Origin of the sequence: Variovorax sp. PMC12, assembly GCF_003019815.1 — a bacterium.
GTDB lineage: Bacteria > Pseudomonadota > Gammaproteobacteria > Burkholderiales > Burkholderiaceae_C > Variovorax.
The window spans coordinates 2,848,590-2,869,563 of record NZ_CP027773.1 but is presented as its reverse complement, the minus strand read 5'-3'; the positions used below and the strand labels follow the sequence as shown (position 1 = coordinate 2,869,563).

19 protein-coding genes are annotated in these 20,974 nt (G+C 67.3%); 10 read left to right on the top strand and 9 right to left on the bottom strand.

Annotated features, from left to right (window positions below; genetic code table 11):
• Positions 1-239: 239 nt before the first annotated feature.
• Genes C4F17_RS13475 through C4F17_RS13465 form a run of 3 tightly spaced genes read right to left on the bottom strand, consistent with a single transcriptional unit; the run spans position 240 to position 2,994 of the window.
• Entirely contained in the window at positions 240-1,118 is an 879-nt protein-coding gene (locus C4F17_RS13475; protein WP_106935564.1) for an ABC transporter permease, read from the bottom strand.
• Between the two features lie 20 nt (positions 1,119-1,138).
• Positions 1,139-1,957, bottom strand: coding sequence for an ABC transporter ATP-binding protein (locus tag C4F17_RS13470; RefSeq protein ID WP_106935563.1), 819 nt, complete (start codon positions 1,955-1,957; stop codon positions 1,139-1,141).
• Between the two features lie 2 nt (positions 1,958-1,959).
• Positions 1,960-2,994 (bottom strand): ABC transporter substrate-binding protein, encoded by a 1,035-nt coding sequence (locus C4F17_RS13465; protein WP_106935562.1) that lies wholly within the window; start codon positions 2,992-2,994, stop codon positions 1,960-1,962.
• 173 nt (positions 2,995-3,167) lie between these two features.
• Here C4F17_RS13465 and C4F17_RS13460 point away from each other — a divergent pair, with 173 nt between their 5' ends.
• Together C4F17_RS13460 and C4F17_RS13455 are read left to right on the top strand one after the other, a co-directional pair.
• Entirely contained in the window at positions 3,168-3,842 is a 675-nt protein-coding gene (locus C4F17_RS13460; RefSeq protein WP_081268062.1) for a response regulator transcription factor, read from the top strand.
• A gap of 1 nt (position 3,843) precedes the next feature.
• Positions 3,844-5,274 carry a sensor histidine kinase gene (locus C4F17_RS13455; protein WP_234382816.1) on the top strand — a complete coding sequence of 477 codons (1,431 nt, stop codon included), beginning with the start codon at positions 3,844-3,846 and terminating at the stop codon, positions 5,272-5,274.
• Between the two features lie 21 nt (positions 5,275-5,295).
• Here C4F17_RS13455 and metK read toward each other — a convergent pair whose 3' ends face one another.
• Positions 5,296-6,483: a methionine adenosyltransferase gene (gene metK / locus C4F17_RS13450; protein ID WP_081268060.1), complete on the bottom strand. Its 1,188-nt coding sequence runs from the start codon at positions 6,481-6,483 to the stop codon at positions 5,296-5,298.
• A 217-nt stretch (positions 6,484-6,700) separates the two neighbouring features.
• On the opposite strand from metK, the gene C4F17_RS13445 reads away from it, so the two are divergent.
• Both C4F17_RS13445 and C4F17_RS13440 read left to right on the top strand, forming a co-directional pair.
• Positions 6,701-7,591, top strand: a complete 891-nt coding sequence (locus C4F17_RS13445; RefSeq protein ID WP_106935560.1) for a lysophospholipid acyltransferase family protein — start codon at positions 6,701-6,703, stop codon at positions 7,589-7,591.
• Positions 7,588-8,472 (top strand): LpxL/LpxP family acyltransferase, encoded by an 885-nt coding sequence (locus C4F17_RS13440; RefSeq protein WP_081268058.1) that lies wholly within the window; start codon positions 7,588-7,590, stop codon positions 8,470-8,472. The genes C4F17_RS13445 and C4F17_RS13440 overlap by 4 nt, the downstream gene beginning before the upstream one ends.
• Positions 8,473-8,567: 95 nt before the next feature.
• On the opposite strand, the gene C4F17_RS13435 is transcribed toward C4F17_RS13440, so the two are convergent.
• Positions 8,568-9,479, bottom strand: coding sequence for an alpha/beta fold hydrolase (locus tag C4F17_RS13435; protein WP_106935559.1), 912 nt, complete (start codon positions 9,477-9,479; stop codon positions 8,568-8,570).
• Positions 9,480-9,565: 86 nt separating this feature from the next.
• Complete coding sequence (gene yihA, locus C4F17_RS13430) at positions 9,566-10,306, bottom strand: ribosome biogenesis GTP-binding protein YihA/YsxC (protein WP_081268056.1); 741 nt, start codon at positions 10,304-10,306, stop codon at positions 9,566-9,568.
• A 73-nt stretch (positions 10,307-10,379) separates the two neighbouring features.
• On the opposite strand from yihA, the gene C4F17_RS13425 reads away from it, so the two are divergent.
• From C4F17_RS13425 to C4F17_RS13405, 5 genes are all read left to right on the top strand, one after another.
• Positions 10,380-11,060, top strand: a complete 681-nt coding sequence (locus tag C4F17_RS13425; protein WP_081268055.1) for a c-type cytochrome — start codon at positions 10,380-10,382, stop codon at positions 11,058-11,060.
• A gap of 121 nt (positions 11,061-11,181) precedes the next feature.
• A complete protein-coding gene (locus C4F17_RS13420) occupies positions 11,182-13,353 on the top strand; it encodes a cytochrome c biogenesis protein ResB (protein ID WP_106935558.1) in 2,172 nt (723 codons plus the stop codon).
• On the top strand, positions 13,350-14,666 hold the full coding sequence (ccsB, locus tag C4F17_RS13415; protein ID WP_106935557.1) for a c-type cytochrome biogenesis protein CcsB: 1,317 nt from the start codon (positions 13,350-13,352) through the stop codon (positions 14,664-14,666). Before C4F17_RS13420 ends, ccsB begins: the two co-directional genes overlap by 4 nt.
• Before the next feature lie 116 nt (positions 14,667-14,782).
• Positions 14,783-15,805, top strand: a complete 1,023-nt coding sequence (msrP, locus tag C4F17_RS13410; protein ID WP_106935556.1) for a protein-methionine-sulfoxide reductase catalytic subunit MsrP — start codon at positions 14,783-14,785, stop codon at positions 15,803-15,805.
• Between the two features lie 28 nt (positions 15,806-15,833).
• The gene (locus C4F17_RS13405; protein ID WP_106935555.1) at positions 15,834-16,490 is read left to right on the top strand and encodes a sulfite oxidase heme-binding subunit YedZ; all 657 of its coding nucleotides are present in this window, start codon (positions 15,834-15,836) and stop codon (positions 16,488-16,490) included.
• 27 nt (positions 16,491-16,517) lie between these two features.
• Here the strand turns inward: C4F17_RS13405 and lysA are convergent, their stop codons facing one another.
• A complete protein-coding gene (lysA, locus tag C4F17_RS13400) occupies positions 16,518-17,807 on the bottom strand; it encodes a diaminopimelate decarboxylase (protein WP_106935554.1) in 1,290 nt (429 codons plus the stop codon).
• Entirely contained in the window at positions 17,804-18,040 is a 237-nt protein-coding gene (gene lptM, locus C4F17_RS13395; protein ID WP_325002751.1) for an LPS translocon maturation chaperone LptM, read from the bottom strand. Before lptM ends, lysA begins: the two co-directional genes overlap by 4 nt.
• Before the next feature lie 63 nt (positions 18,041-18,103).
• On the opposite strand from lptM, the gene cyaY reads away from it, so the two are divergent.
• On the top strand, positions 18,104-18,436 hold the full coding sequence (gene cyaY / locus C4F17_RS13390) for an iron donor protein CyaY (protein WP_081266477.1): 333 nt from the start codon (positions 18,104-18,106) through the stop codon (positions 18,434-18,436).
• Between the two features lie 12 nt (positions 18,437-18,448).
• On the opposite strand, the gene C4F17_RS13385 is transcribed toward cyaY, so the two are convergent.
• The gene (locus tag C4F17_RS13385) at positions 18,449-20,860 is read right to left on the bottom strand and encodes a penicillin-binding protein 1A (RefSeq protein WP_106935552.1); all 2,412 of its coding nucleotides are present in this window, start codon (positions 20,858-20,860) and stop codon (positions 18,449-18,451) included.
• Positions 20,861-20,974 lie beyond the last annotated feature (114 nt).

Genomic DNA, 20,974 nt, shown 5'->3' with positions numbered 1-20,974 from the left:
TTATTTCGCTGCGCAGAGCACCCCATCGTCGTGATCGTTCAGAGCACTGGCTGGTCGAGCCGAACAAGCGCTGCGTCCATGTGCGAAGGGCGCCGGGTAGCTCCCGCAGCGAAATAAAGGAGGAGGGCGAAGCCCGGGGGGCATTCGCGGAGGGAGCTACCCGGTGGCCTTCGCACGCGCCCCGAAAGAAAAACGGCGGTCAACAAGCCCGCCGTTTTTACATAACCGAATCCAAAGAATCAGAACGCAGCGGGCCGCCACTTCAACAGCCGCTTCTCCAGCGAACTGAGCAGGAAATCGGCCGCCAATGCAACCACAGCCAGAACGATCATCGCCGCGAACACACCGCTGGCGTTGAACGCGCCCTGGGCCGTGGAGATCAGCAGCCCGATGCCTTCCTTCGCGCCGAGGAACTCGCCCACCACCGCACCCACCAGCGCAAAGCCGAAGCTCACGTGCAGGCTTGCCAGGATCCACGACATCGCCGACGGAATCACCACCGACATCGTCACCTGCCGCGGCGAAGCGCCCAGGATCTGCGCGTTCGCGATCATGTACTTGTCGGCCTCCCGCACGCCCTGGAAGGCGTTGCCGAACACCACGAAGAACACCATCACCACCGCCAGCGCCACCTTCGAGGCCATGCCCAGGCCCAGCGCAATCACGAAGATCGAGCCCAGCACCACGCGCGGAATCGAGTTGGCGATCTGGATGTAGAGGCTGAACACATCCGACAGCAGCTTGTTGCGGCCCAGCACGATGCCGCACAGCACGCCGGCGATGGAGCCGATCAGGAAGCCGATCACCGTTTCCTCGAGCGTCACCGCCACCTGCATCCACAGCGAGCCTTGCGAGGTGCCGTCGCGCATCCACTCCACGAGCTGGTCGTAGATCATCGAAGGCATCGAATAGAAGAACGGGTCGATCCACTTCAGGCGCGCCGCGATCTCCCAGCCGCCGAGCGCGATCACCAGCACCGCCAGCCGCAGGCCGATGATCATGCGGCGGCGGCCGCGGATGGCCGCCTGCGCGACCTCGGATTCGCGCGCCAGCGCGGCGTCGCTGAGCGACGAGGGCAGCACGGCTGCCGTCGGGGTGGTGGTGGAGGGTGTGTTCATGGTTCTTGTCGTCGTCGTGTTCACTGGATCACCACTTCTTCGCGCAGGTCGTCCCAGATGTGCTTGGAGAGCTCGATGAACTGCGGGTCGTAGCGCACCTCGGACATGACGCGCGGGCGCGGCAGGTCGATCTCGTACACGCGCTTGAGCGTGGCGGGGCGCGCCGACAGCACGAACACGCGGTCGGCCAGGGCAATCGCCTCTTCCAGGTCGTGCGTGACGAACACCACGCTGCCGCCGTTGCCCGACCACAGCTGCAGCAGTTCGTCCTGCATCAGCGTGCGGGTCTGCATGTCCAGCGCCGAGAAGGGCTCGTCCATCAGCAGGATCTCGGGGTTGTTGATGAAGGTCTGCGCCAGCGCCACGCGCTTGCGCATGCCGCCCGAGAGCTGGTGCGGGTAGTGCTTGCCGAACTTAGAGAGGCCCACGCGGTGGATCCACTCCTGTGCCAGTTCCATCGCCTCCTTCTTCGGCTTGCCGCGGAAGATCGGGCCGGCGGCCACGTTGTCTTCCACGCTGCGCCACGGGAACACCGCGTCGGCCTGGAACACGAAGCCGATGCGCGGATCGACGCCGGTCACGGGCTTGCCCATCACCTTCACGTCGCCCACGGTGGGTTTGAGCAGGCCGGTGATCATGTTCAGCGTGGTCGACTTGCCGCAGCCCGTGGGCCCGACGATGGCGACGAACTCGCCGCGCGCCACCGACATGCTGAAGTTGCGCAGCGCCACGGTGGCGTTGCCGTCCTGCGAGATGAAGCGCAGCGACACGTCGTTGAAGTCGATCGCCGACGTCGCGGCGCCATTGCTGCCGCTGCTGGGAGGTGTTCCGTTGCGCATGGTCACTTGGCCGCCGCTGCCGACAGGTAGGCGTTGGTGTAGGTCTTCGACAGGTCGATGTTCTTGCTCTTGACCAGCGGCTTGTAGGTGGCCAGAACCTTCAGCACGGTCTCGGGGCCGCCGGCGGGCATCTTGGCGTCGGTGGTGAACATCGGCAGCGAGGCCTTCAGCGCCTGCACGTAGAGCTCCTTGTCGTTGCCGTAGTAGTCGCGCGGCACCTTCTCGGCGATCTCTTCGGCGCTGTGGGTGTGGATGTACTCCATGGTGCGGGCGAAGGCGCGGGCCAGCTTGGTGGCCTCGGCCTTGTGCGATTCGGCCCAGGTGTTCTGCACGTACAGGCTGGCCGCGGGGTAGAGGCCGCCCAGCGCCTTGACGGTGTCGTGCTCGGTGCGCAGGTCGACCAGCACCTTGGCGTCGCCGGTCTTGAGCATCTGCGACACCGTGGGCTCGGTGGTCATGCCGGCCTGGATGCGGTCCTGCTTCATGGCCGCGATGAAGGTGTTGCCTGCGCCCACGGGCAGCAGCGAGTAGTCCTTGGAGGCCACGCCGGCGCGGTCGGCCAGGTAGCGCGTGAGGAAGTCGGTGGAAGAACCCAGGCCGGTCACGCCCAGCGTCTTGCCGCCCTTGGCGTCGGCCATGGTCTTGAAGCCGGCGGCCGCGGCCTTGGTCGACACCAGCTCGACTTCGCCCGGCACCTTGCAGAACACGGCGATGGCCTGGATTTCCTTGCCCTTGCTCTGCAGGTCGATGGTGTGGTCGTAGAAGCCCACCACGCCCTGCACGGCACCGGCGATCAGCTGGTTCTCGGCGTCGACGCCGGCCGGCTGCGACTGCAGCTCGACGTTCAGGCCTTCGTCCTTGAAGTAGCCCAGCGCGTCGGTGAGCTTGGCCGGCAGGTAGATGATCTTGTTGATGCCGCCCACCATGATGGTGATGGGCGCATCGGCGGCCTGCGCGAGCGGCGCGGTGGCGGCAAGGGCGGTGCACAGGGCGGCGGCCAGCAGGGTGCGGCGGGTGGCGAATGGCGACAGGGACATGGTGTCTCTCCGTGTTGGTATTGGATCGGGATTCCGCGCACATCTGCCGCGGGACGGGACCAGTCTAGGAAGCGGCGTCTTTCGGCCAGCTTTCGGCGGTCCGCATGATTTGTCATGGTTATCCCTAGGACTTGCCGATGCTTCCTAGAATCCACGGCCACCACTCCCGCCCCATGAAGCTGCTGCTCATCGAAGACAACCCGCAACTCGCGCACTGGCTCTCCAGCCTGCTGCGCGAGCAGGAGTTCGTGGTCGACCACGTGGACGACGGCGACGCCGCCGACAGGCTGCTCACGCAGACGGCCTACGACGTGGTGCTGCTCGACCTGAACATTCCGCAGCTCTCCGGCAAGGCCGTGCTTCGCAGGCTGCGCGAGCGCGGCGACACGGTGCCAGTGATCATCCTCACGGCCACCGCGTCGCTCGACCAGAAGGTGCTGTGCCTGGAGATCGGCGCCGACGACTATCTCGTCAAGCCCTTCGAGATCCGCGAGCTGGTGGCGCGCATCAAGGTGCTGGTGCGCCGTCAGATGCCGGGCAAGGCCAACGACATCGCCTGCGGCGACCTGCGCTACGACCTGCGCACGCGGCAGTTCGCGCTGGCGGGCGAAGAGCTGTCGCTGCCGCCGCGCGAACGCACGCTGCTTGAAACGCTGATGCTGAAGGCCGGCAGCACCGTGTCGAAGCAGGCGCTGATCGACGCGATGTTCGGCCTGGACGACGAGCCCAGCGCCGATGCGGTCGACATCTACATCCACCGGCTGCGCAAGAAGCTCGAGGCCAGCCAGGCGACGATCATCACGCTGCGCGGCGTGGGCTACCTGCTGCGCACGCGCCAGGAAGACTAGGGTGCCCGGGCGCGCCAGCCTTCGCCTGCGCCTTGCGCTGTGGCTGCTGCTGCCGATGTCGGTGTTCGTGGCCATCTGCGGATACCTCAACTGGCGCAACGCCGCGGAGGTGGCCGACTATGTGCAGGACCACGACCTGCTGTCGTCGGCCAAGGTGCTGTCGGACCGCCTGATCTGGGAAGACGAGGACGTGAAGGCCAGCGTGCCGCCGTCGGCGCTGAGCCTGTTCGTGTCGCCCGAGCGCGACCGCGTGTTCCTCAGCGTGACCGGCGCCAACGGCGAGGTGCTGGCCGGCTCGGCCGACTTCCCGCTGCCCGCCGTGCGCAAGCCCGTGGGAATCGACCGTGCGCAGTGGTACGACACCCGCTTCGCCGGCGTGCCGCTGCGCGCCGTGGTCACCACGCGCGCGATGTACGAGGCCGGCGGCGCGCGCGACATCACCATCGCCGTCGGCAAGACCGAGGGCAGCCGCGACCACATGCTGCGCACGCTCTGGTGGCCGTCGATGGAGTACCTGCTGGTGGCGCTGGCGCTCTCCATCGCGCTGGCCGTGGCGGCGTTGACGCTCGAGCTGCGCCCCATCGTGCGGCTGAGCCAGCAGCTCGCGCAGCGCGACCCGCTGCACCTCGACCTGGTGGTGGACCCGGGCGCATTGCACTCCGAGCTGCGGCCGGTGGCCGACACCATCAACCGTTTCGTGGCGCAGCTGAAGGCGCACTCGGAGGCGCAGCGGCGCTTCATTGCCGATGCGGCGCACCAGTTGCGCACGCCGCTGGCCATGCAGGCCTCGCAGATCGAGTTCGCGCGCTACACGCGGCAGCACCGCGGCGAATGGGACACGCGCCGCGCCGACATGGATGCAATGTGGCAGGAGATGCAGACCAGCAACCGCCGGCTGGTCGACGTGACGAACAAGCTTCTGCTGCTGGCTCAGGCCGAGCACGGCGATGCACACACGCGGCTGGAGCCGGTCGACCTCGCGGCGGTGGCGCTGCGCTGCGTCGAGCAGCTCGCGGCGCTGGCGGACCGTCGCGGCATCGACCTGGGGCTGGAGTCGGAGGCCGGGCCGGGCGAGGCCGTGGTGCAGGCCCAGCCGGCGCTGCTCGATGCGCTGGCCACCAACCTGCTGGACAACGCCTTGCGCTACACGCAGGAAGGCGGCCGGGTGACGGTCGGCGTGCGGAAGGTGGAAGGGGTGGTCGAGCTGACCGTGGAAGACAACGGCCCCGGCATTCCGGCCGAGGCGCGCGAGCGCGTGTTCGAGCGCTTCTACCGGGTGTCGCAGGACACCGAGGGCACGGGCCTGGGGCTGGCCATCGTGCGGGAGATCGCACGCGCCTTCGATGCGAACGTGGACCTGGCAGCCAATCCGCGCGAGGCGCGGGGGCTGCTGGTCACTGTGCGTTTTCCTTCGGCTGCCGCCGCTGCCTGAGGAAGCGGCGGCCGGGGCTCGTCAGCCCTTGATGCCGGCGGCTGCGCGCAGGGCGGCTGCCTGGTTGGTGGCTTCCCAGGTGAACTCGGGCTCTTCGCGGCCGAAGTGGCCGTAGGCGGCAGTCTTCTGGTAGATCGGGCGCAGCAGGTCGAGCATCTGGATGATGCCCTTCGGGCGCAGGTCGAAGTGCTCGCGCACGAGTTCGGCGATCTTCTCGTCGGAGATCACGCCGGTGCCTTCGGTGTAGACCGTGATGTTCATCGGCTCGGCCACGCCGATGGCGTACGCCACCTGGATCTGGCACTGGCGCGCCAGGCCGGCGGCCACGATGTTCTTGGCCACGTAGCGCGCGGCGTAGGCGGCCGAGCGGTCGACCTTGGACGGGTCCTTGCCCGAGAACGCGCCACCGCCGTGCGGGCATGCGCCGCCGTAGGTGTCGACGATGATCTTGCGGCCGGTGAGGCCGCAGTCGCCCTGCGGGCCGCCGATGACGAAGCGGCCGGTCGGGTTGATCAGGTAGCGCGTGTCCTTGAGCCACTCCTTGGGCAGCACGGGCTTGATGATCTCCTCGATGATGGCTTCGTTGAACGAGGCCTTCATCTTGGTCGGCGTCTCGCTCTGGTCGGGGCTGTGCTGGGTGGAGAGCACCACGGTGTCGATGCTGTGCGGCTTGCCGTCCACGTAGCGCATCGTGACCTGGCTCTTGGCGTCGGGGCGCAGGAACGGCAGGCGGCCGTCCTTGCGCAGCTGGGCCTGGCGCTCGACGAGGCGGTGCGCGTAGTAGATGGGCGCGGGCATCAGCTCGGGCGTTTCGTCGCAGGCGTAGCCGAACATCAGGCCCTGGTCGCCGGCGCCGGTGTTCAGGTGGTCGTCGGATGCGTGGTCCACGCCCTGGGCGATGTCGTTGGACTGCTTGTCGTAGCAGACCATCACGGCGCAACCCTTGTAGTCGATGCCGTAGTCGGTGTTGTCGTAGCCGATGCGCTTGATGGTGTCGCGCGCGACCTGGATGTAGTCGACGTGCGCGTTGGTCGTGATTTCGCCGGCGAGCACCACGAGGCCGGTGTTGGTCAGCGTCTCGGCGGCCACGCGGCTGCGGGGGTCCTGCTCGAAGATCGCGTCCAGGATGGCATCCGAGATCTGGTCGGCGACCTTGTCGGGGTGGCCTTCGGAGACGGATTCGGAAGTGAAGAGGAAATCGTTCGCCATTTGTTCAAAACTCCTTGAAGTGATTTGGCGCGTTGCCAACTCTGCGGAGCCCTGGCGAACGCTTTAGCAGATGCCGGTTGCCCGGCGGGGCACAATCGCCTCGGCGCTTGTGTTTGTCGCCCTGCAAGTTGTTCCGTAACTCGGCGACAATTTGAATTCTATTCGAGCCGTGCCTACCATGCGCGCGCGTCCGTTTTTTGACCCCCTCCCGTTTTCAATGATCACCCTGTTTCGCCTGCTTGCCCGCTTGCCGATGCCGTTGATGCATCGTCTCGGCGCCATGCTGGGCTGGCTGGTCTGGTGGTGCGCGCCGGGCTACCGCCGCCGCTTCAAGGCCAACGCCGAGAGCGCGGGCTTCGCTCCGGGCCAATACCGTCCCGCCATCGCCGCCGCCGGCAAGATGGCGTCCGAACTGCCCTGGCTCTGGCTGCGCCCGCACGGCCAGACCGTGCTGGACCGCGTGGTGCGCTGGGAAGGCGTCGAGGCCTTCGAGGCCGCCATGCAGGCGAAAAAGGGCGTGATCCTCGTCGCGCCGCACCTGGGCAGCTGGGAGATGTGTGGCCAGGCCATCGGCGAACGCTTCCTGGCGGCCTACGGGCCCATCACCGCGCTGTTCCGCCCGGCGCGCAAGAAATGGATGGCCGACCTGATCGCCGCCGGCTCGCGCGACCGGCCCGGCCTGCAGACGCTTCCCACCAACAACAGCGGCGTGCGCGGCCTCATCCGCACGCTGCGCAGTGGCGGCTACACCGGCATCCTGCCGGACCAGGTGCCCCCGCTGGGGCAGGGCGTCTGGGCGCCGTTCCTGGGCCGCCCCGCCTACACCATGACCTTGCTTCCCCGCCTCGCGCAACAGACCGGCGCGGCCTGCTTCCTGAGCGTCTGCGAACGCCTGCCCAAGGGTGCCGGCTACGTGATCCGCTTCGAGCCGATCGTCGGCACCGCGCTGACCGACCCCTCCGCCTCCATCGAGGAGGCCGCCGCGGCCATGAACGACGGCATCGGCCGGCTGATCCACAGCCTGCCCGGCCAGTACGTGTGGGACTACGCCCGCTACAAGGAGCCGCGCGGCGAGCGCGTGGCCGCCGCCACCGGAGAGGCCGCATGAGCCTCGGTTCCCGACTCGGCATCGGCTTCATGCGCGCGATCGCGCCGCTGCCCCTGCCGCTGGTGCGCGGCTTCGGCGCGATCCTCGGCCGCATCCTGCATACCGTGGCCGTGCCGCGGCGGCGCGTGGTCGACACCAACCTCGCGGTCTGCTTCCCCGGGAAGTCGGAGGCCGAGCGCCGCGCCATCGCGCGCGAGACCTTCGTCTTCGTGGCGCAGTCGTGGCTCGACCGCGGCTGGCTCTGGCATGCCCCTGAAAAGGTGGTGGCGAGCCGGCTGAAGGTGGTCGGCGCGGCTTCGGAGATCCGCGAGATCGCCGAGGGCGACGCGCCGATGATCCTGTTCGCGCCGCACTTCTACGGCCTCGACGCCGCGGCCACCGCGCTGACCATGCACACGGCGCGCCCCTCGGCCACCATCTACACGACCCAGCGCGACCCGATGGTCGATGCCTGGATCCGCGAAGGCCGCACCCGCTTCGGCGACGTGGCGGCGCTCAACCGGGTGGACGGCATCAAGCCGGTGCTGCAGGGCCTGCGCAAGGGCGGCTTGCTGTACCTGCTGCCCGACATGGACTTCGGCCGCGACCAGACCATCTTCGTGCCGTTCTACGGCGTGCAGGCGGCCACCGTGCCTTCGCTGTCGCGCTTTGCGCGGCTGGGCAAGGCCAAGGTGGTGCCGGTGGTGTCGAAGCTCACGCGCGACGGCTACGAGATCCAGGTGCTGCCGACCTGGCAGAACTTCCCGACCGACGATGTCGAGGCCGACACGGCGCTCATGAACGAGCGGCTGAAGGGCTACATCGACACGATGCCTTCCCAGTACTACTGGGTGCACCGCCGCTTCAAAACGCGCCCCGAGGGCGAGCCTCCTATATATTGAAAGCCCCCCGGCTTTTCACTTCGCTTCGCTGCGTGTAACTCCACCCCCCATGGGGGAGGCGCGGCTCGCCTAGGGGCGGCCCGGCGGCGGCCGCCTCAGTTGCGCTGCAGGAAGCCCTCGATCTCGCGGGCGACCAACTGCGGCTGCTCGTGCACGATCCAGTGGGTCGCGTCCGGCACCTTCTTGATCTCGAGCTTCGGCACGTAGTCCTCCAGGCCGTCGAGCAGGCCGGGCAGCAGCGCCGCGTCGTCGAGCGCCCAGAACACGAAGGTCGGCACATTCACCGTGAGCCGTTCGCGCGGCAGCACCGGAATGCCGTCGATGGTCTGGCCCGGCAGCGGCGGCTTCATGGGCGTCACGCGGTACAGGTTGCAGGCGCCCGTGAGGCCCGCGCCCCAGACTTCGCGGTACTTCTGCTTCACTTCTTCGGTGAGCCAGCCGAAGCCGTCCGGGCCGGCCTTCATCAGCGTGAAGAAGGGCCACATGCGCTTGAAGTCGTCGGCCGCGAGCAGCGCCTCGGCGTCGGGGCGCGCGAGGAAGTTCATGTAGGCGCTGGCTTGCTGCTGCGCCGCGCTGTTGCGCAGTTCGCGCGTGAAGGTGCCCGGATGCGGCGAATTGATGATGACCAGCTTGCCGACCTGCTGCGGGTAAGCGTTGGCGTAGCCCCAGCCGAAGGCGCCGCCCCAGTCGTGGGCCACCAGCGCGGCCATGGTGCCGTCGGCGCTCTCGGTGGCGGCGAGCTGCTGGATGTCCTGGATCAGAAGGTGCGGTTTGTAGGCCGCCACGTCGGTCGGCGCGCTCGACTTCTCGAAGCCGCGCAGGTTGGGTGCCACGCAGCGGTAGCCGCCGTGGGCGGGATCCGCGAAATATTCGAGCAGTTCGTCCCAGATGAACGCGGCCTCCGGAAAGCCGTGCAGGAACACCATCAGCGGCCGGCCCGGCTCGCCGGTGGCGCGGCAGCTCAGGGTGGTGCCATTGGGCAGGCTGCGTTGGAATGTCTCGATCATGCTTCTTGTCTCCTTCGGGTTGACTGTCGCTATTCTTTTGATAGTGAACTATGCAGATGGGACGACCGGTGCAGCCTGTTGCCGGGTCAGGCCTCCGGTGGTGGCGCGGGTGGCTCCGGCGGCGCCTCGCCGCCTTCCGGGTGCACCCAGCGCCACAGCAGTTCGGCAGCCTCGCCGACGCCCTGCTTCTTCAGCGCGGAGAACAGTTTCACCTCGCCGCCGCCGGCGTTCAGTCGCGTAATCGACAGCACCTTGGCGGCTTCGCTGCGCGTGAGCTTGTCGGACTTGGTCAGCAGCACCAGGAACTTCAGGCCCTGTTCCACGCGCGGGCGGATGACGTCGAGCAGGATTTCGTCGAGTTCGGTCAGACCGTGGCGCGGATCGCACATCAGCACCACGCCGCGCAGGCTCTCGCGCGTCATCAGGTAGTTGCCCATGACGCGCTGCCAGCGCAGCTTGGCCTCGCGCGGCACGGCCGCGTAGCCGTAGCCGGGCAGGTCGGCCAGCACGGCGTCGTCGACCTTCTGCTTGCCGATGCCGAACAGGTTGATGTGCTGCGTGCGGCCCGGCGTCTTGGAGGCGAAGGCCAGGCGCGTCTGCTGCGTGAGCGTGTTGATGGCGGTCGACTTGCCCGCGTTGGAGCGGCCGACGAAGGCGATCTCGGGCAGGTCTACAGGGGGGAGGTGCTCCAGCTGCGGGGCGCTGGTGAGGAAGTGGGCTGTGTGCAGCCAGCCCAGCGCCACGCGCTCGCGTTCGGCGACCTGGGGGTCCGCGGCGGGCGCCGCGCGGGGAGGATAGGCAGCGGGCTTGGCGCGCGGGGAGGGCATCTACGGACTTTCGAAACTAGACCCACATTGTAGAATCGTGAGGTTTTGCGCCAATAAATTCGAAGCCCCCGATATGAAGTTGTTTGCCAATATTGTGCTTGCGGCCCTCGTGGGCCTCGCATCCAGCGTGAGTTCTGCAGCCGATGAACCCGCCGCGGCTCCCGCTGCGGCGCCGGCCAAACCGGCCAAGCCGGACCCCGCCAAGGGGGACACGCTGTTCAGCGCGAGCACGCCCACGGTCCAGAGCTGTGCCTCGTGCCACAACGCCGACGGCAACTCGACCATCGCGGCGAACCCCAAGCTGGCGCAGCAACACCCCGAATACATCCTCAAGCAGTTGCAGGACTTCAAGTCCGGCAAGCGCAAGAACAGCATCATGAGCCCCATGGCCGCCAACCTGAGCGACCAGGACATGCGCGACATCGCCTGGTTCGTGGCCTCCAAGAAGATCAAGACCGGCTTCTCGAAGGACAAGGACACCGTGGCGCTGGGCGAGAAGATCTACCGCGGCGGCATCGGCGAGCGCTCCATTCCCGCCTGCGCCGGCTGCCACAGCCCCAACGGTGCCGGCCTGCCGGCCCAATACCCGCGCCTGGGTGGCCAGAACGCCGAATACACCGTGGCCCAGCTCAAGGCCTTCCGCGGCGACGGCACCCCCGTGCGCACCAACAGCGCACCCATGACCGGCGTCGCCGCCAAGCTCAACGACCGCGAAATCGCCGCCGTGGCCGACTACATCGCCGGCCTGCGCTGATGACGTCGCGCCCCCGAGCGTGAACTAACCACCGACAACAACCCCAAACAAAGGGCGGGCCGATCCACCAGGATGGCCCGCCCTTTTGCTTTTTCCCCGTCTTCCCTTACTTTTCGCCCCGATGTCCGTCTCCACCCATGGCCTTCGCGTTCATCGCGGCCCGCAAATGCTTCGCGCTGCGGTGGAACTGCTGTCGTCGATGCGCTTCGCGATCGCGCTGCTCACCGTCATCTGCATCGCGTCGATCATCGGCACCGTGCTCAAGCAGCACGAGCCGATCAACAACTACATCAACCAGTTCGGGCCCTTCTGGGCCGAGCTGTTCCGCGCGGCGCGTCTCGACACGGTCTACAGCGCCTGGTGGTTCATGCTGATCCTGCTGTTCCTGGTGATCAGCACTTCGCTGTGCGTCGCGCGCAACACGCCGCGCATCCTGGTCGACCTCAAGACCTTCAAGGAAGACATCCGCGCGCAGAGCCTGAAGGCCTTCGGCCAGCGCGCTGAGAGCCGCCTGGGCGAAACCCCCGAGGCCGCCGCCAGGCGCATCGGGCAACTGCTGGTGAGCGGCGGCTGGAAGGTCAAGCTGCAGCAGCGCGAGGCCACCCACGGCAGCCGCCCGACCGGCGCGGGCTGGATGGTCGCGGCGCGCGCGGGCGGCGCCCACAAGCTGGGCTACATCGCAGCCCACAGCGCGATCGTGCTGGTGTGCATCGGCGGCCTGCTGGACGGCGACCTCATCGTGCGCGCGCAGACCTGGTTCAACGGCAAGAGCGTGTTCACCGGCGGCGGCATGATCGCCGACGTGGCGCCCGAGCACCGCCTGTCGGCCAGCAACCCGACCTTCCGCGGCAACATCCTCGTGCCCGAGGGCGGGCAGGGCAGCGTGGCCATCCTCAACCAGGCCGACGGCGTGCTGCTGCAGGAGTTGCCGTTCTCCATCGAGCTGAAGAAGTTCATCGTCGACTACTACTCGACCGGCATGCCCAAGCTGTTCGCCAGCGAAGTGGTGCTGCACGACCGCGAAACCGGCGAGCAGGTGCCGGCGCGCATCGAGGTCAACCATCCGGCCAGCTACAAGGGCGTGGAGATCTACCAGTCGAGCTTCGACGACGGCGGCTCCAAGGTGAAGCTCAAGGCGGTGCCGATGGCGGCCGCGGCCAAGCCCTTCGAGGTCGAGGGCATCATCGGCGGCCCAAGCACCGAAATCACCAACGGCAAGGACAAGCTCACGCTCGAATACGCCGCGCTGCGCGTGATCAACGTCGAGAACTTCGCCGACGCCGGCGCCATGAGCAGCGGCGCCGACGTGCGCAAGGTCGACCTGCGCCACGACATCGAGTCGCGCCTGGGCGCTGCCAACAAGGTCAACAAGCCGAAGGTGCTGCGCAACATCGGCCCGAGCATCGGCTACAAGCTGCGCGACGCCGCCGGCCAGGCGCGCGAGTACCAGAACTACATGGTGCCGGTCGACACCGGCGACGGCCAGCCGGTGTTCCTGCTCGGCATGCGCGAGAAGCCCGAAGACCCGTTCCGCTACCTGCGCGTGCCGGCCGACGAGCAGGGCTCCATGGACGGCTTCGTGCGCATGCGCGCCGCGCTCGCCGACCCCGACATCCGCGCGCGCGCCATCGAGCGCTACATCGCCAAGGCCACCGATCCGAAGCGCCCCGAAATGGCCGAGCAGCTGCGCGTGTCGGCCACCCGCGCGCTGGCGCTGTTCTCGGGCAGCGAGCGCGCCAGGCCGGACGCCACCGCCCTGGGCGGCTGGCAGGCGATCGCGGAGTTCATGGAAGTCAACGTGCCCGAGTCCGAGCGCGAGCGCGCGGGCGGCGTGCTGGTGCGCATCCTCAACGACGTGCTGTTCGAGGTGCTCAACCTGAGCCGCGAAGGCGCCGGCCTGGCCGTGCTGCCGAACGACGAGAGGTCGCAGGCCTACCTCACGCAGGCCGTGCTGGCCATCAGCGACGCGCACTTCTACCCGGCCCCGGTCGCGATGATGATGACCGACTTCACCCAGGTGCAGGCCAGCGTGTTCCAGGTGGCGCGCGCCCCTGGCAAGAACGTCGTCTATCTGGGTTGCCTGTTGCTGATCATCGGGATTTTTGCCATGCTGTACGTGCGCGAACGGCGCCTCTGGGTGTGGCTGACGCCCGAAGGCAATGCGGCCGACGGCGCCACCACTGCCACGATGGCGTTCTCGGTCAATCGCAAGACCATGGACAGCGGCCGCGAATTCGAGCACCTCAAGCACAAGCTGCTCGCCCTGAAGAAGACGGAACCCGAGACAACATGAACACCACGACCCTCACGCTCAATGAAAGCTGGCTCTCGCGCCGCAACCTGTTCGATTGGGTGTTCGCGGCGCTGGTGCTGGCGGGCGGCCTGTTCGCGTTCACGCGTTATGCGGGGTCGATGGACTACTACGAGAAGCCGATCCTGGCCGCCGCGGTGATCTCGATGATCGCCATCGGCTGGTTCTGGCGCCCGCTGCGGGTGCTGGCCATCGTGGTGGCGGCCGCGTCGCTGCTGGCCATCAGCTCGTACCAGGGCGACCTGGCGCGTGCCGACACGGTGTTCTGGCTCAAGTACTTCCTGTCGAGCCAGTCGGCCATCCTGTGGATGAGCGTGCTGTTCTTCATGAGCACGCTGTTCTACTGGCTCGGCTTCTTCGGCGGCAGGCAGTCGGACACCTTCGACATGATCGGCTCGCGCCTCGCCTGGGCCGCCGTGACGATGGCGCTGATCGGCACCATGGTGCGCTGGTACGAGAGCCACCAGCTCGGCCCGGACATCGGACACATCCCCGTGAGCAACCTGTACGAAGTGTTCGTGCTGTTCTGCTGGCTCACGGCGGCGTTCTACCTGTACTTCGAGGAGCGCTACAACACGCGCGCGCTCGGCGCCTTCGTGATGCTGGTCGTGAGCGCGGCGGTCGGTTTCCTGCTCTGGTACACCATCGTGCGCGAGGCGCACGAGATCCAGCCGCTGGTACCCGCGTTGCAGAGCTGGTGGATGAAGCTGCACGTGCCGGCCAACTTCATCGGCTACGGCACCTTCGCGCTGGCGGCCATGGTGGCCTTCGCATATCTCATCAAGGAACAGGCCGACGAGAAGCGCTGGTACAAGCTCACGCCGATCTGGCTGCTGGGCGTGGCGCTGTGTTTCGTGCCCGTGGCCTTCCGCCAGCGCGTGCAGGAAGCCGGCGGCAGCTACTGGGTGGTCTACGCGGGCATCTCGGCGCTGATCGCCGCTGGCATCCTGCTCGGTCGCAAGCGCATCGCGGCGCGGCTGCCGGCCAACGACGTGCTCGACGACGTCATGTACAAGTCGATCACGGTCGGCTTCGCCTTCTTCACCATCGCCACCGTGCTCGGCGCCCTGTGGGCGGCGGATGCCTGGGGCGGCTACTGGAGCTGGGACCCGAAGGAAACCTGGGCGCTGATCGTCTGGCTCAACTACGCGGCCTGGCTGCACATGCGGCTCGTGAAGGGGCTGCGGGGCACCGTGGCCGCGTGGTGGGCGCTGGGCGGCCTGGCGGTCACCACCTTCGCCTTCCTGGGCGTCAACATGTTCCTGAGCGGCCTGCACAGCTACGGAACGCTGTAGGCGCAAGCCCGCAGTCTTTCGCGAAGAATTGAAACCGCGCGCCCTGCCGGCGCGTAACCAAATCGGGGCAGCTCACGAACTACCCTGAGCACAAAGATTCCAGCGAAAGGCTTGCCATGTCGTTTCATTCCCGTCCGCTTCGCCGCCACAGCAGCGACGACAACGGTTTCATCCATCCGGTGCCGAGCGAAATCACGCCGCGCGCTGCATACGAGAGCCGGCGCGACCTGCTGAAGCTCATGGCCGGCGGCGCGGCGGGCGCGGCGCTGGCGAGCTTCGCGGCGCGCGAGGCGTGGGCCCAGACGGCGGCGCCGGGCAAGCTCGCGGCGCTGCCGGGCGCCAAGTCGGCCGTGCCGGGTGCCATGTCCATGGACAAGCTCACCGACTACAAGGACGCCTCCACCTACAACAACTTCTACGAGTTCGGCACCGACAAGGCCGACCCGGCCAAGAACGCCGGCACGCTCAAGACCCGGCCGTGGACGGTGGAAGTCGAGGGCCTGGTCAAGAAGCCGGGCAAGTACGGCATCGAAGACCTGCTCAAGCTCAGCGCGCAGGAAGAGCGCATCTACCGCCTGCGTTGCGTCGAGGGCTGGTCGATGGTGATTCCGTGGGTCGGCTACTCGCTGGCCGAGCTGATCAAGAAGGTCGAGCCGCAGGGCAACGCCAAGTTCGTCGAGTTCGTCACCCTGGCCGACCCCAAGACCATGCCCTTCGTCGGCTCGCGCGTGCTCGACTGGCCCTACACCGAAGGCCTGCGCATGGACGAGGCGATGCATCCGCTCACGCTGCTGGCCTTCGGCATGTACGGCGAGGTGCTGCCCAACCAGAACGGCGCGCCGGTGCGGCTGGTGGTGCCGTGGAAGTACGGCTTCAAGTCGGCCAAGTCGATCGTCAAGATCCGCTTCGTCGAGAAGGAGCCCAGCACGGCCTGGAACAAGGCGGCGGCCAACGAATACGGCTTCTATTCGAACGTGAACCCGAACGTCGACCATCCGCGCTGGAGCCAGGCCACCGAGCGCCGCATCGGCGACGGCGGCGGCCTGTTCGCCAAGCGCCGCAAGACCGAGATGTTCAACGGCTACGAAGCCCAGGTCGGCCAGCTCTACGCCGGCATGGACCTGAAGAAGAACTACTGAGCCTGCGTCGCCGTCCGGCCGTTGCCCCATGAACAAGCTGCTCATGCATCCGGCGACCAAGCCGGTCATCTTCCTGCTGTGCCTGCTGCCGTTCGCGCGGCTGGCCTACGGAGCCTTCACGGACGGGCTCGGCGCGAACCCGGCCGAGTTCCTGATCCGTGCCACGGGCGACTGGACGCTGCGCTTCATCTGCATCGTGCTGGCGGTGACGCCGCTGCGCGTGATGAGCAAGTGGAACGCGCTCGCGCGGTATCGCCGCATGCTGGGCCTGTTCGCGTATTTCTACGTGGTGCTGCACCTGCTGTGCTACAGCTGGTTCGACATGGGCTTCGAGTGGGGCGACATCGTCAAGGACATTGCGAAGCGGCCGTTCATCCTGGTGGGTTTCACCGCCTTCGTGCTGCTGACGCCGCTGGCCGCCACCTCGTTCAACCGCGCGATCAAGGCGATGGGCGCAAAGCGCTGGCAGATGCTGCACAAGCTGGTGTACGTGATCGCGGGGCTCGGCCTGCTGCACTTCTTCTGGATGCGCGCGGGCAAGAACAACTTCGCCGAAGTGTTCGTCTACGCGGCGATCATCGCAGTGCTGCTTGCCTGGCGCGTGTGGGACTTCGCGCGCAAGCGCAAGGCAAAGGCTGGCGCCGCCACGGCGCGCGGCGGCAGCAAGCCGCTGCGCACCGGCTGACCGCCGGGACTGCCGGGCAAGGACGGATCAGCCGTCGATCTCGGCGCGCAGCTGGTCTTCCATCGTCTCGCGGCGGCGGATCAGCTTGGCGGTGGCGCCGCTCACCAGCACCTCGGCGGCACGGCCGCGCGTGTTGTAGTTGCTGGACATGCTCATGCAATACGCGCCGGCCGACAGCACGGCGAGCATGTCGCCAGCCACCACGTTGAGTGCGCGGTCGCGGCCGATCCAGTCGCCGCTTTCGCAGACCGGGCCGACCACGTCGTAGACCGGTGCGTCGCCGACGCGGGCGCGCACCGGCAAGATGCGCTGGAAAGCCTGGTACATCGCAGGCCTTGGCAGGTCGTTCATGGCCGCGTCGACGATGCAGAAGTTCTTGTCTTCGCCGGGCTTGGTGTAGAGCACCTCGGTCACGCACACGCCCGCATTGCCGACGAGCGAGCGGCCAGGTTCGATGACCAGCTTGCGCCCGCCGAAGCCGCGCGCGTCGAGCTTGGCGAGCAGCTGCTGCCAGAGCGCATCGGCCTTGGGCGGCACTTCGCCGTTGTAGTCGATGCCCAGGCCGCCGCCGAAGTCGAGGTGATGGATCGGCACGCCGGCCGCCTCGATGGCCTCCACGAGGTCCAGCACGCGGTCGCAGGCGTCGAGGTATGGAGAGGCTTCGGTGATCTGCGAGCCGATGTGGCAGTCGATGCCGACCACCTCGAGGCCCGGCAGCCTCGCGGCGTGGCGGTAAGCCTCCACCGCGCGGTCATGCGCGATGCCGAACTTGTTGCCCTTCAGGCCGGTGGAAATGTACGGATGCGTCTTCGGATCGACGTTCGGATTGATGCGGATGCTGATCGGCGCGCGCCGGCCTTCGGCGGCGGCAACCTCGTTGAGCACGTCGAGTTCGGCCTCGCTCTCGACGTTGAAGCAGGCGATGCCGGCCGCGAGGGCCTGGCGCATCTCGGCGCGCGTCTTGCCGACGCCCGAGAAGATGATCTTCTTCGGATCGGCGCCGACCGCCAGCACGCGCGACAGCTCGCCGCCGGAGACGATGTCGAAACCGCAGCCCGCCTCGGCGAACACGCGCAGCACGCCGAGCGACGAGTTGGCCTTCATGGCGTAGCAGATGAGGGCATCGCGCCCCTCGAAGCCGCGCTGGTACGCGGCCAGGGCGTCGAGCATCCACTGCTTCGAGTAGACGAAGAGGGGGGTGCCGTGCTCGCGGGCCAGCGCGTCGAGCGCGACACCTTCGACGTGCAGCGCGCCATCGCGCTCGGCGATGTGGGGTTGGCCGGGCAGGGATGAGGACGAAGAAACGCTGCCGGTCATTTGCGGGTTCCGCTGCTGTCGTTGGTGTTGTTCGTGGTGGTGCCGCTGGCTGGTGTGGCCGGCGAGGCTGGCGTGGGGGGGGTGTTCGTGCTCGAAGTGGAATCCGATCCGCCCGGCGTCAGCAGTTGGGGCAACGTCGCCCGCTGGGCCGCCGCGGGATCGGTCGGGAGGTACAAGGTCCCCTTCTGTCCGCAAGCGGCCAGACCGGTGGTGGCTGCGGCGAGGCAGACCATGAGCGCAGCGCGGACGCGGGTGCTCACTAGAATTTGGCGAACGTTCAACATAGCGAAATTGTAATGACCGACATTGAGTACATGGACCGCGCCGAAGCCGCGCTCGCCGCCATCGAGGAGAGCTGCGACCGCATCAACGACGCGACCGATGCCGACATCGACAACCAGAGGGTTGGCGGGATGATCACGATTTCATTCCAGAACGGGAGCCAGTTGATCGTGAATCTGCAGAAGCCCCTGCAGGAAATCTGGTTGGCCGCGCGTTCGGGCGGCTATCACTACCGGCACGACGGCAAGGCCTGGGTCGACACCAAGACCGGCGAAGAACTCTTCGCCAATCTCTCGCGCGAAGCGACCTTGCAGGCCGGGCAGCCGCTGGAATTCGCGGCTGCCTGATCCGCCGCCGCGTCAGTTCCTGAAGAGATCGAGGATGCGGCTGCGTTCCTCGGGCGGGGCCGGCGGGCTGACCGGCGCGCCGGTCAGGGCTTCGACCGGTGCCACGGGCGCGGCTTCCACGCCGAGCGATGCCACGCCACGTCCCGGTGCGTAGTCGTCGTAGTACCACTCGCCACCCACGTTCACGATGCCGGAGGGCGGTGCCGTCGCGATGTCGGTCACCGGCACGCCCTTGATGGCGGTTTCCATGTAGTTGATCCAGATCGGCAGGCTCAGGCCTCCGCCAGTCTCGCGGTCGCCCAGGTTGCGGGGCGTGTCGTAGCCGATCCACGAGATGGCGGTCATGGTCGGCTGGAAGCCGGCGAACCAGGCGTCGAGGGAGTCGTTGGTGGTGCCGGTCTTGCCGTAGAGGTCGGGCCGCTTGAGCATGGCCTGCGCCTTGGCGGCGGTGCCGGCGCGCGCCACCGACTGCAGCAGCGTGTCCATGATGAATGCATTGCGCTGTGGAATGGCGCGCAGCGACTCGTTGAGCAGCGGCGGCTGCTTGTCGACCAGCACCTTGTCCTTGTGGTCGGTGATGCGGGTCACGAGGTAGGGGTTGACGCGGTAGCCGCCGTTGGCGAACACCGAGTAGCCCACCGCCATCTGCATCGGCGTGACCGAGCCCGCGCCCAGCGCCATCGGCAGGTAGGCGGGGTGCTTGTCCTTGTCGAAGCCGAAGTTGGTGATCCACTCCTGGGCGTAGCGCGTGCCGATGGACTGCAGGATGCGGATCGACACGAGGTTCTTCGACTTCATGAGCGCGGTGCGCATCGACATCGGGCCGTCGTAGCCGCCGCCGTAGTTCTTGGGCTCCCAGGGCTGGCCGCCGGTGGTGCCCGCGTCGAAGAACAGCGGGCCGTCGTTGATGACGGTGGCGGGGGTGAAGCCCTTTTCGAGCGCCGCCGAATAGATGAACGGCTTGAAGCTCGAACCCGGCTGGCGCCAGGCCTGGGTCACGTGGTTGAACTTGTTCTTGCCGAAATCGAAGCCGCCGACCAGCGCCTTGATGGCGCCGTCGCGCGGATCCATGGCGACGAAGGCGCCTTCCACTTCGGGCAGCTGGGTGATTTCCCAGGTGTTCTTGGGCGTCTTCACCACGCGGATGACCGCGCCGCGACGGATCTTGATGTTGGGCGGCGCCTTGTCGGAGAGGCCGGACTGCGCGGGCTTGAGCCCTTCGCCGGTGATCTGCACTGCGTCGCCGTTGGCGCGCACCGCGTCGATCTGCTTGGGCGTGGCCTTGAGCACCACGGCGGCCATCACGTCGCCGTTGTCGGGGTGGTCGCTGAGCGCGTCGTCCACCGCTTCGTCGAGGTCCTTGGCGTCGGCGGGCAGGTCGACGAACTTCTCGGGTCCGCGATAGATCTGGCGGCGCTCGTAATCCATGATGCCCTTGCGCAGCGCCTTGTAGGCGGCAGCCTGGTCGGCCGCCACCAGCGAGGTGTAGACCTTGAGGCCGCGCGTGTAGGTGCTGTCGCCGTATTGCGCGTACATCAGCTGGCGCACCGTCTCTGCCACGTATTCGGCATGCAGGCGGTTCGGGTCGGCGGCGTCGCGCAGGTGCAGCTCTTCCTTCTTGGCCTCGGCCGCCTGTTCGGCGGTGATGAAGCCGGCCTCCTGCATGCGGTCGATCACGTAGAACTGACGGCCGCGCGCGCGCTGCGGGTTGTTCACCGGGTTGTTCGCGCCAGGCGCCTTCGGCAGGCCGGCCAGCATGGCGGCCTGGGCGATCGTGAGTTCCTGCAGGGGCTTGCCGAAATACGCTTCGGACGCGGCGGCAAAGCCATAGGCGCGGTTGCCGAGGTAGATCTGGTTCAGGTAGATCTCGAAGATCTGGTCCTTGGTCAGCAGGTGCTCCAGCTTGAAGGTCAGGAGCACTTCGTAGACCTTGCGGGTCAGCGTCTTTTCGGAGCTCAGGTAGACGTTGCGCGCGACCTGCATGGTGATGGTCGATGCGCCCTGGCTCTTCACCCGGTTCAGGTTGGCCAGGCCGGCGCGCACCATGCCCTTGTAGTCCACGCCGCCGTGGTCATAGAAGCGCGAGTCTTCGGCGGCCAGCACGGCGTCTTTCACGACCTTGGGAATGGCGGAGATGGGCGTCAGGTTGCGGCGCTCTTCCCCGAATTCCCCGATCAGCGTGCCTTCCGCCGAGAACACCCGCAGCGGCAGCTTGGGCCGATAGTCCGACAGCTCGCTGATGTCCGGCAGGTTGGGATACGCGACCGCCAGGGCCACCGCCACCACGCACAGGACCGACAGCACGCCGGCCGCGGCAATGCCGAATCCCCAGAAGAACAGGCGCAGCAGCCATCTCAGCCAGGCTGGGCGTTTGGGGGGAGGGGTCTTGGCTGGCCCTGTGGGGCTTGAAGTTTTTTCTTGCATGGAGGGCCGGGGAGTCACCCGACATTATAAAAAGCCGCTCCCTTCGAACCATCCGATCTTTGTTACCCTCGCGACGCGCTAATTCAAAAGTTACAGAATGCGGCTTTGCCGTCA

What these genes read in the sequence shown, in the direction of transcription:
- C4F17_RS13475 (WP_106935564.1), bottom strand. Translation starts at nt 1,118, where the DNA reads ATGAACACACCCTCCACCACCACCCCGACGGCAGCCGTGCTGCCCTCG.
- C4F17_RS13445 (WP_106935560.1), top strand. Translation starts at nt 6,701, where the DNA reads ATGATCACCCTGTTTCGCCTGCTTGCCCGCTTGCCGATGCCGTTGATG.
- C4F17_RS13440 (WP_081268058.1), top strand. Translation starts at nt 7,588, where the DNA reads ATGAGCCTCGGTTCCCGACTCGGCATCGGCTTCATGCGCGCGATCGCG.
- lysA (WP_106935554.1), bottom strand. Translation starts at nt 17,807, where the DNA reads ATGACCGGCAGCGTTTCTTCGTCCTCATCCCTGCCCGGCCAACCCCAC.
- C4F17_RS13420 (WP_106935558.1), top strand. Translation starts at nt 11,182, where the DNA reads ATGTCCGTCTCCACCCATGGCCTTCGCGTTCATCGCGGCCCGCAAATG.
- cyaY (WP_081266477.1), top strand. Translation starts at nt 18,104, where the DNA reads ATGACCGACATTGAGTACATGGACCGCGCCGAAGCCGCGCTCGCCGCC.
- ccsB (WP_106935557.1), top strand. Translation starts at nt 13,350, where the DNA reads ATGAACACCACGACCCTCACGCTCAATGAAAGCTGGCTCTCGCGCCGC.
- C4F17_RS13405 (WP_106935555.1), top strand. Translation starts at nt 15,834, where the DNA reads ATGAACAAGCTGCTCATGCATCCGGCGACCAAGCCGGTCATCTTCCTG.
- C4F17_RS13435 (WP_106935559.1), bottom strand. Translation starts at nt 9,479, where the DNA reads ATGATCGAGACATTCCAACGCAGCCTGCCCAATGGCACCACCCTGAGC.
- lptM (WP_325002751.1), bottom strand. Translation starts at nt 18,040, where the DNA reads ATGGTCTGCCTCGCCGCAGCCACCACCGGTCTGGCCGCTTGCGGACAG.
- C4F17_RS13470 (WP_106935563.1), bottom strand. Translation starts at nt 1,957, where the DNA reads ATGCGCAACGGAACACCTCCCAGCAGCGGCAGCAATGGCGCCGCGACG.
- msrP (WP_106935556.1), top strand. Translation starts at nt 14,783, where the DNA reads ATGTCGTTTCATTCCCGTCCGCTTCGCCGCCACAGCAGCGACGACAAC.
- yihA (WP_081268056.1), bottom strand. Translation starts at nt 10,306, where the DNA reads ATGCCCTCCCCGCGCGCCAAGCCCGCTGCCTATCCTCCCCGCGCGGCG.
- C4F17_RS13460 (WP_081268062.1), top strand. Translation starts at nt 3,168, where the DNA reads ATGAAGCTGCTGCTCATCGAAGACAACCCGCAACTCGCGCACTGGCTC.
- C4F17_RS13465 (WP_106935562.1), bottom strand. Translation starts at nt 2,994, where the DNA reads ATGTCCCTGTCGCCATTCGCCACCCGCCGCACCCTGCTGGCCGCCGCC.
- C4F17_RS13385 (WP_106935552.1), bottom strand. Translation starts at nt 20,860, where the DNA reads ATGCAAGAAAAAACTTCAAGCCCCACAGGGCCAGCCAAGACCCCTCCC.
- C4F17_RS13425 (WP_081268055.1), top strand. Translation starts at nt 10,380, where the DNA reads ATGAAGTTGTTTGCCAATATTGTGCTTGCGGCCCTCGTGGGCCTCGCA.
- metK (WP_081268060.1), bottom strand. Translation starts at nt 6,483, where the DNA reads ATGGCGAACGATTTCCTCTTCACTTCCGAATCCGTCTCCGAAGGCCAC.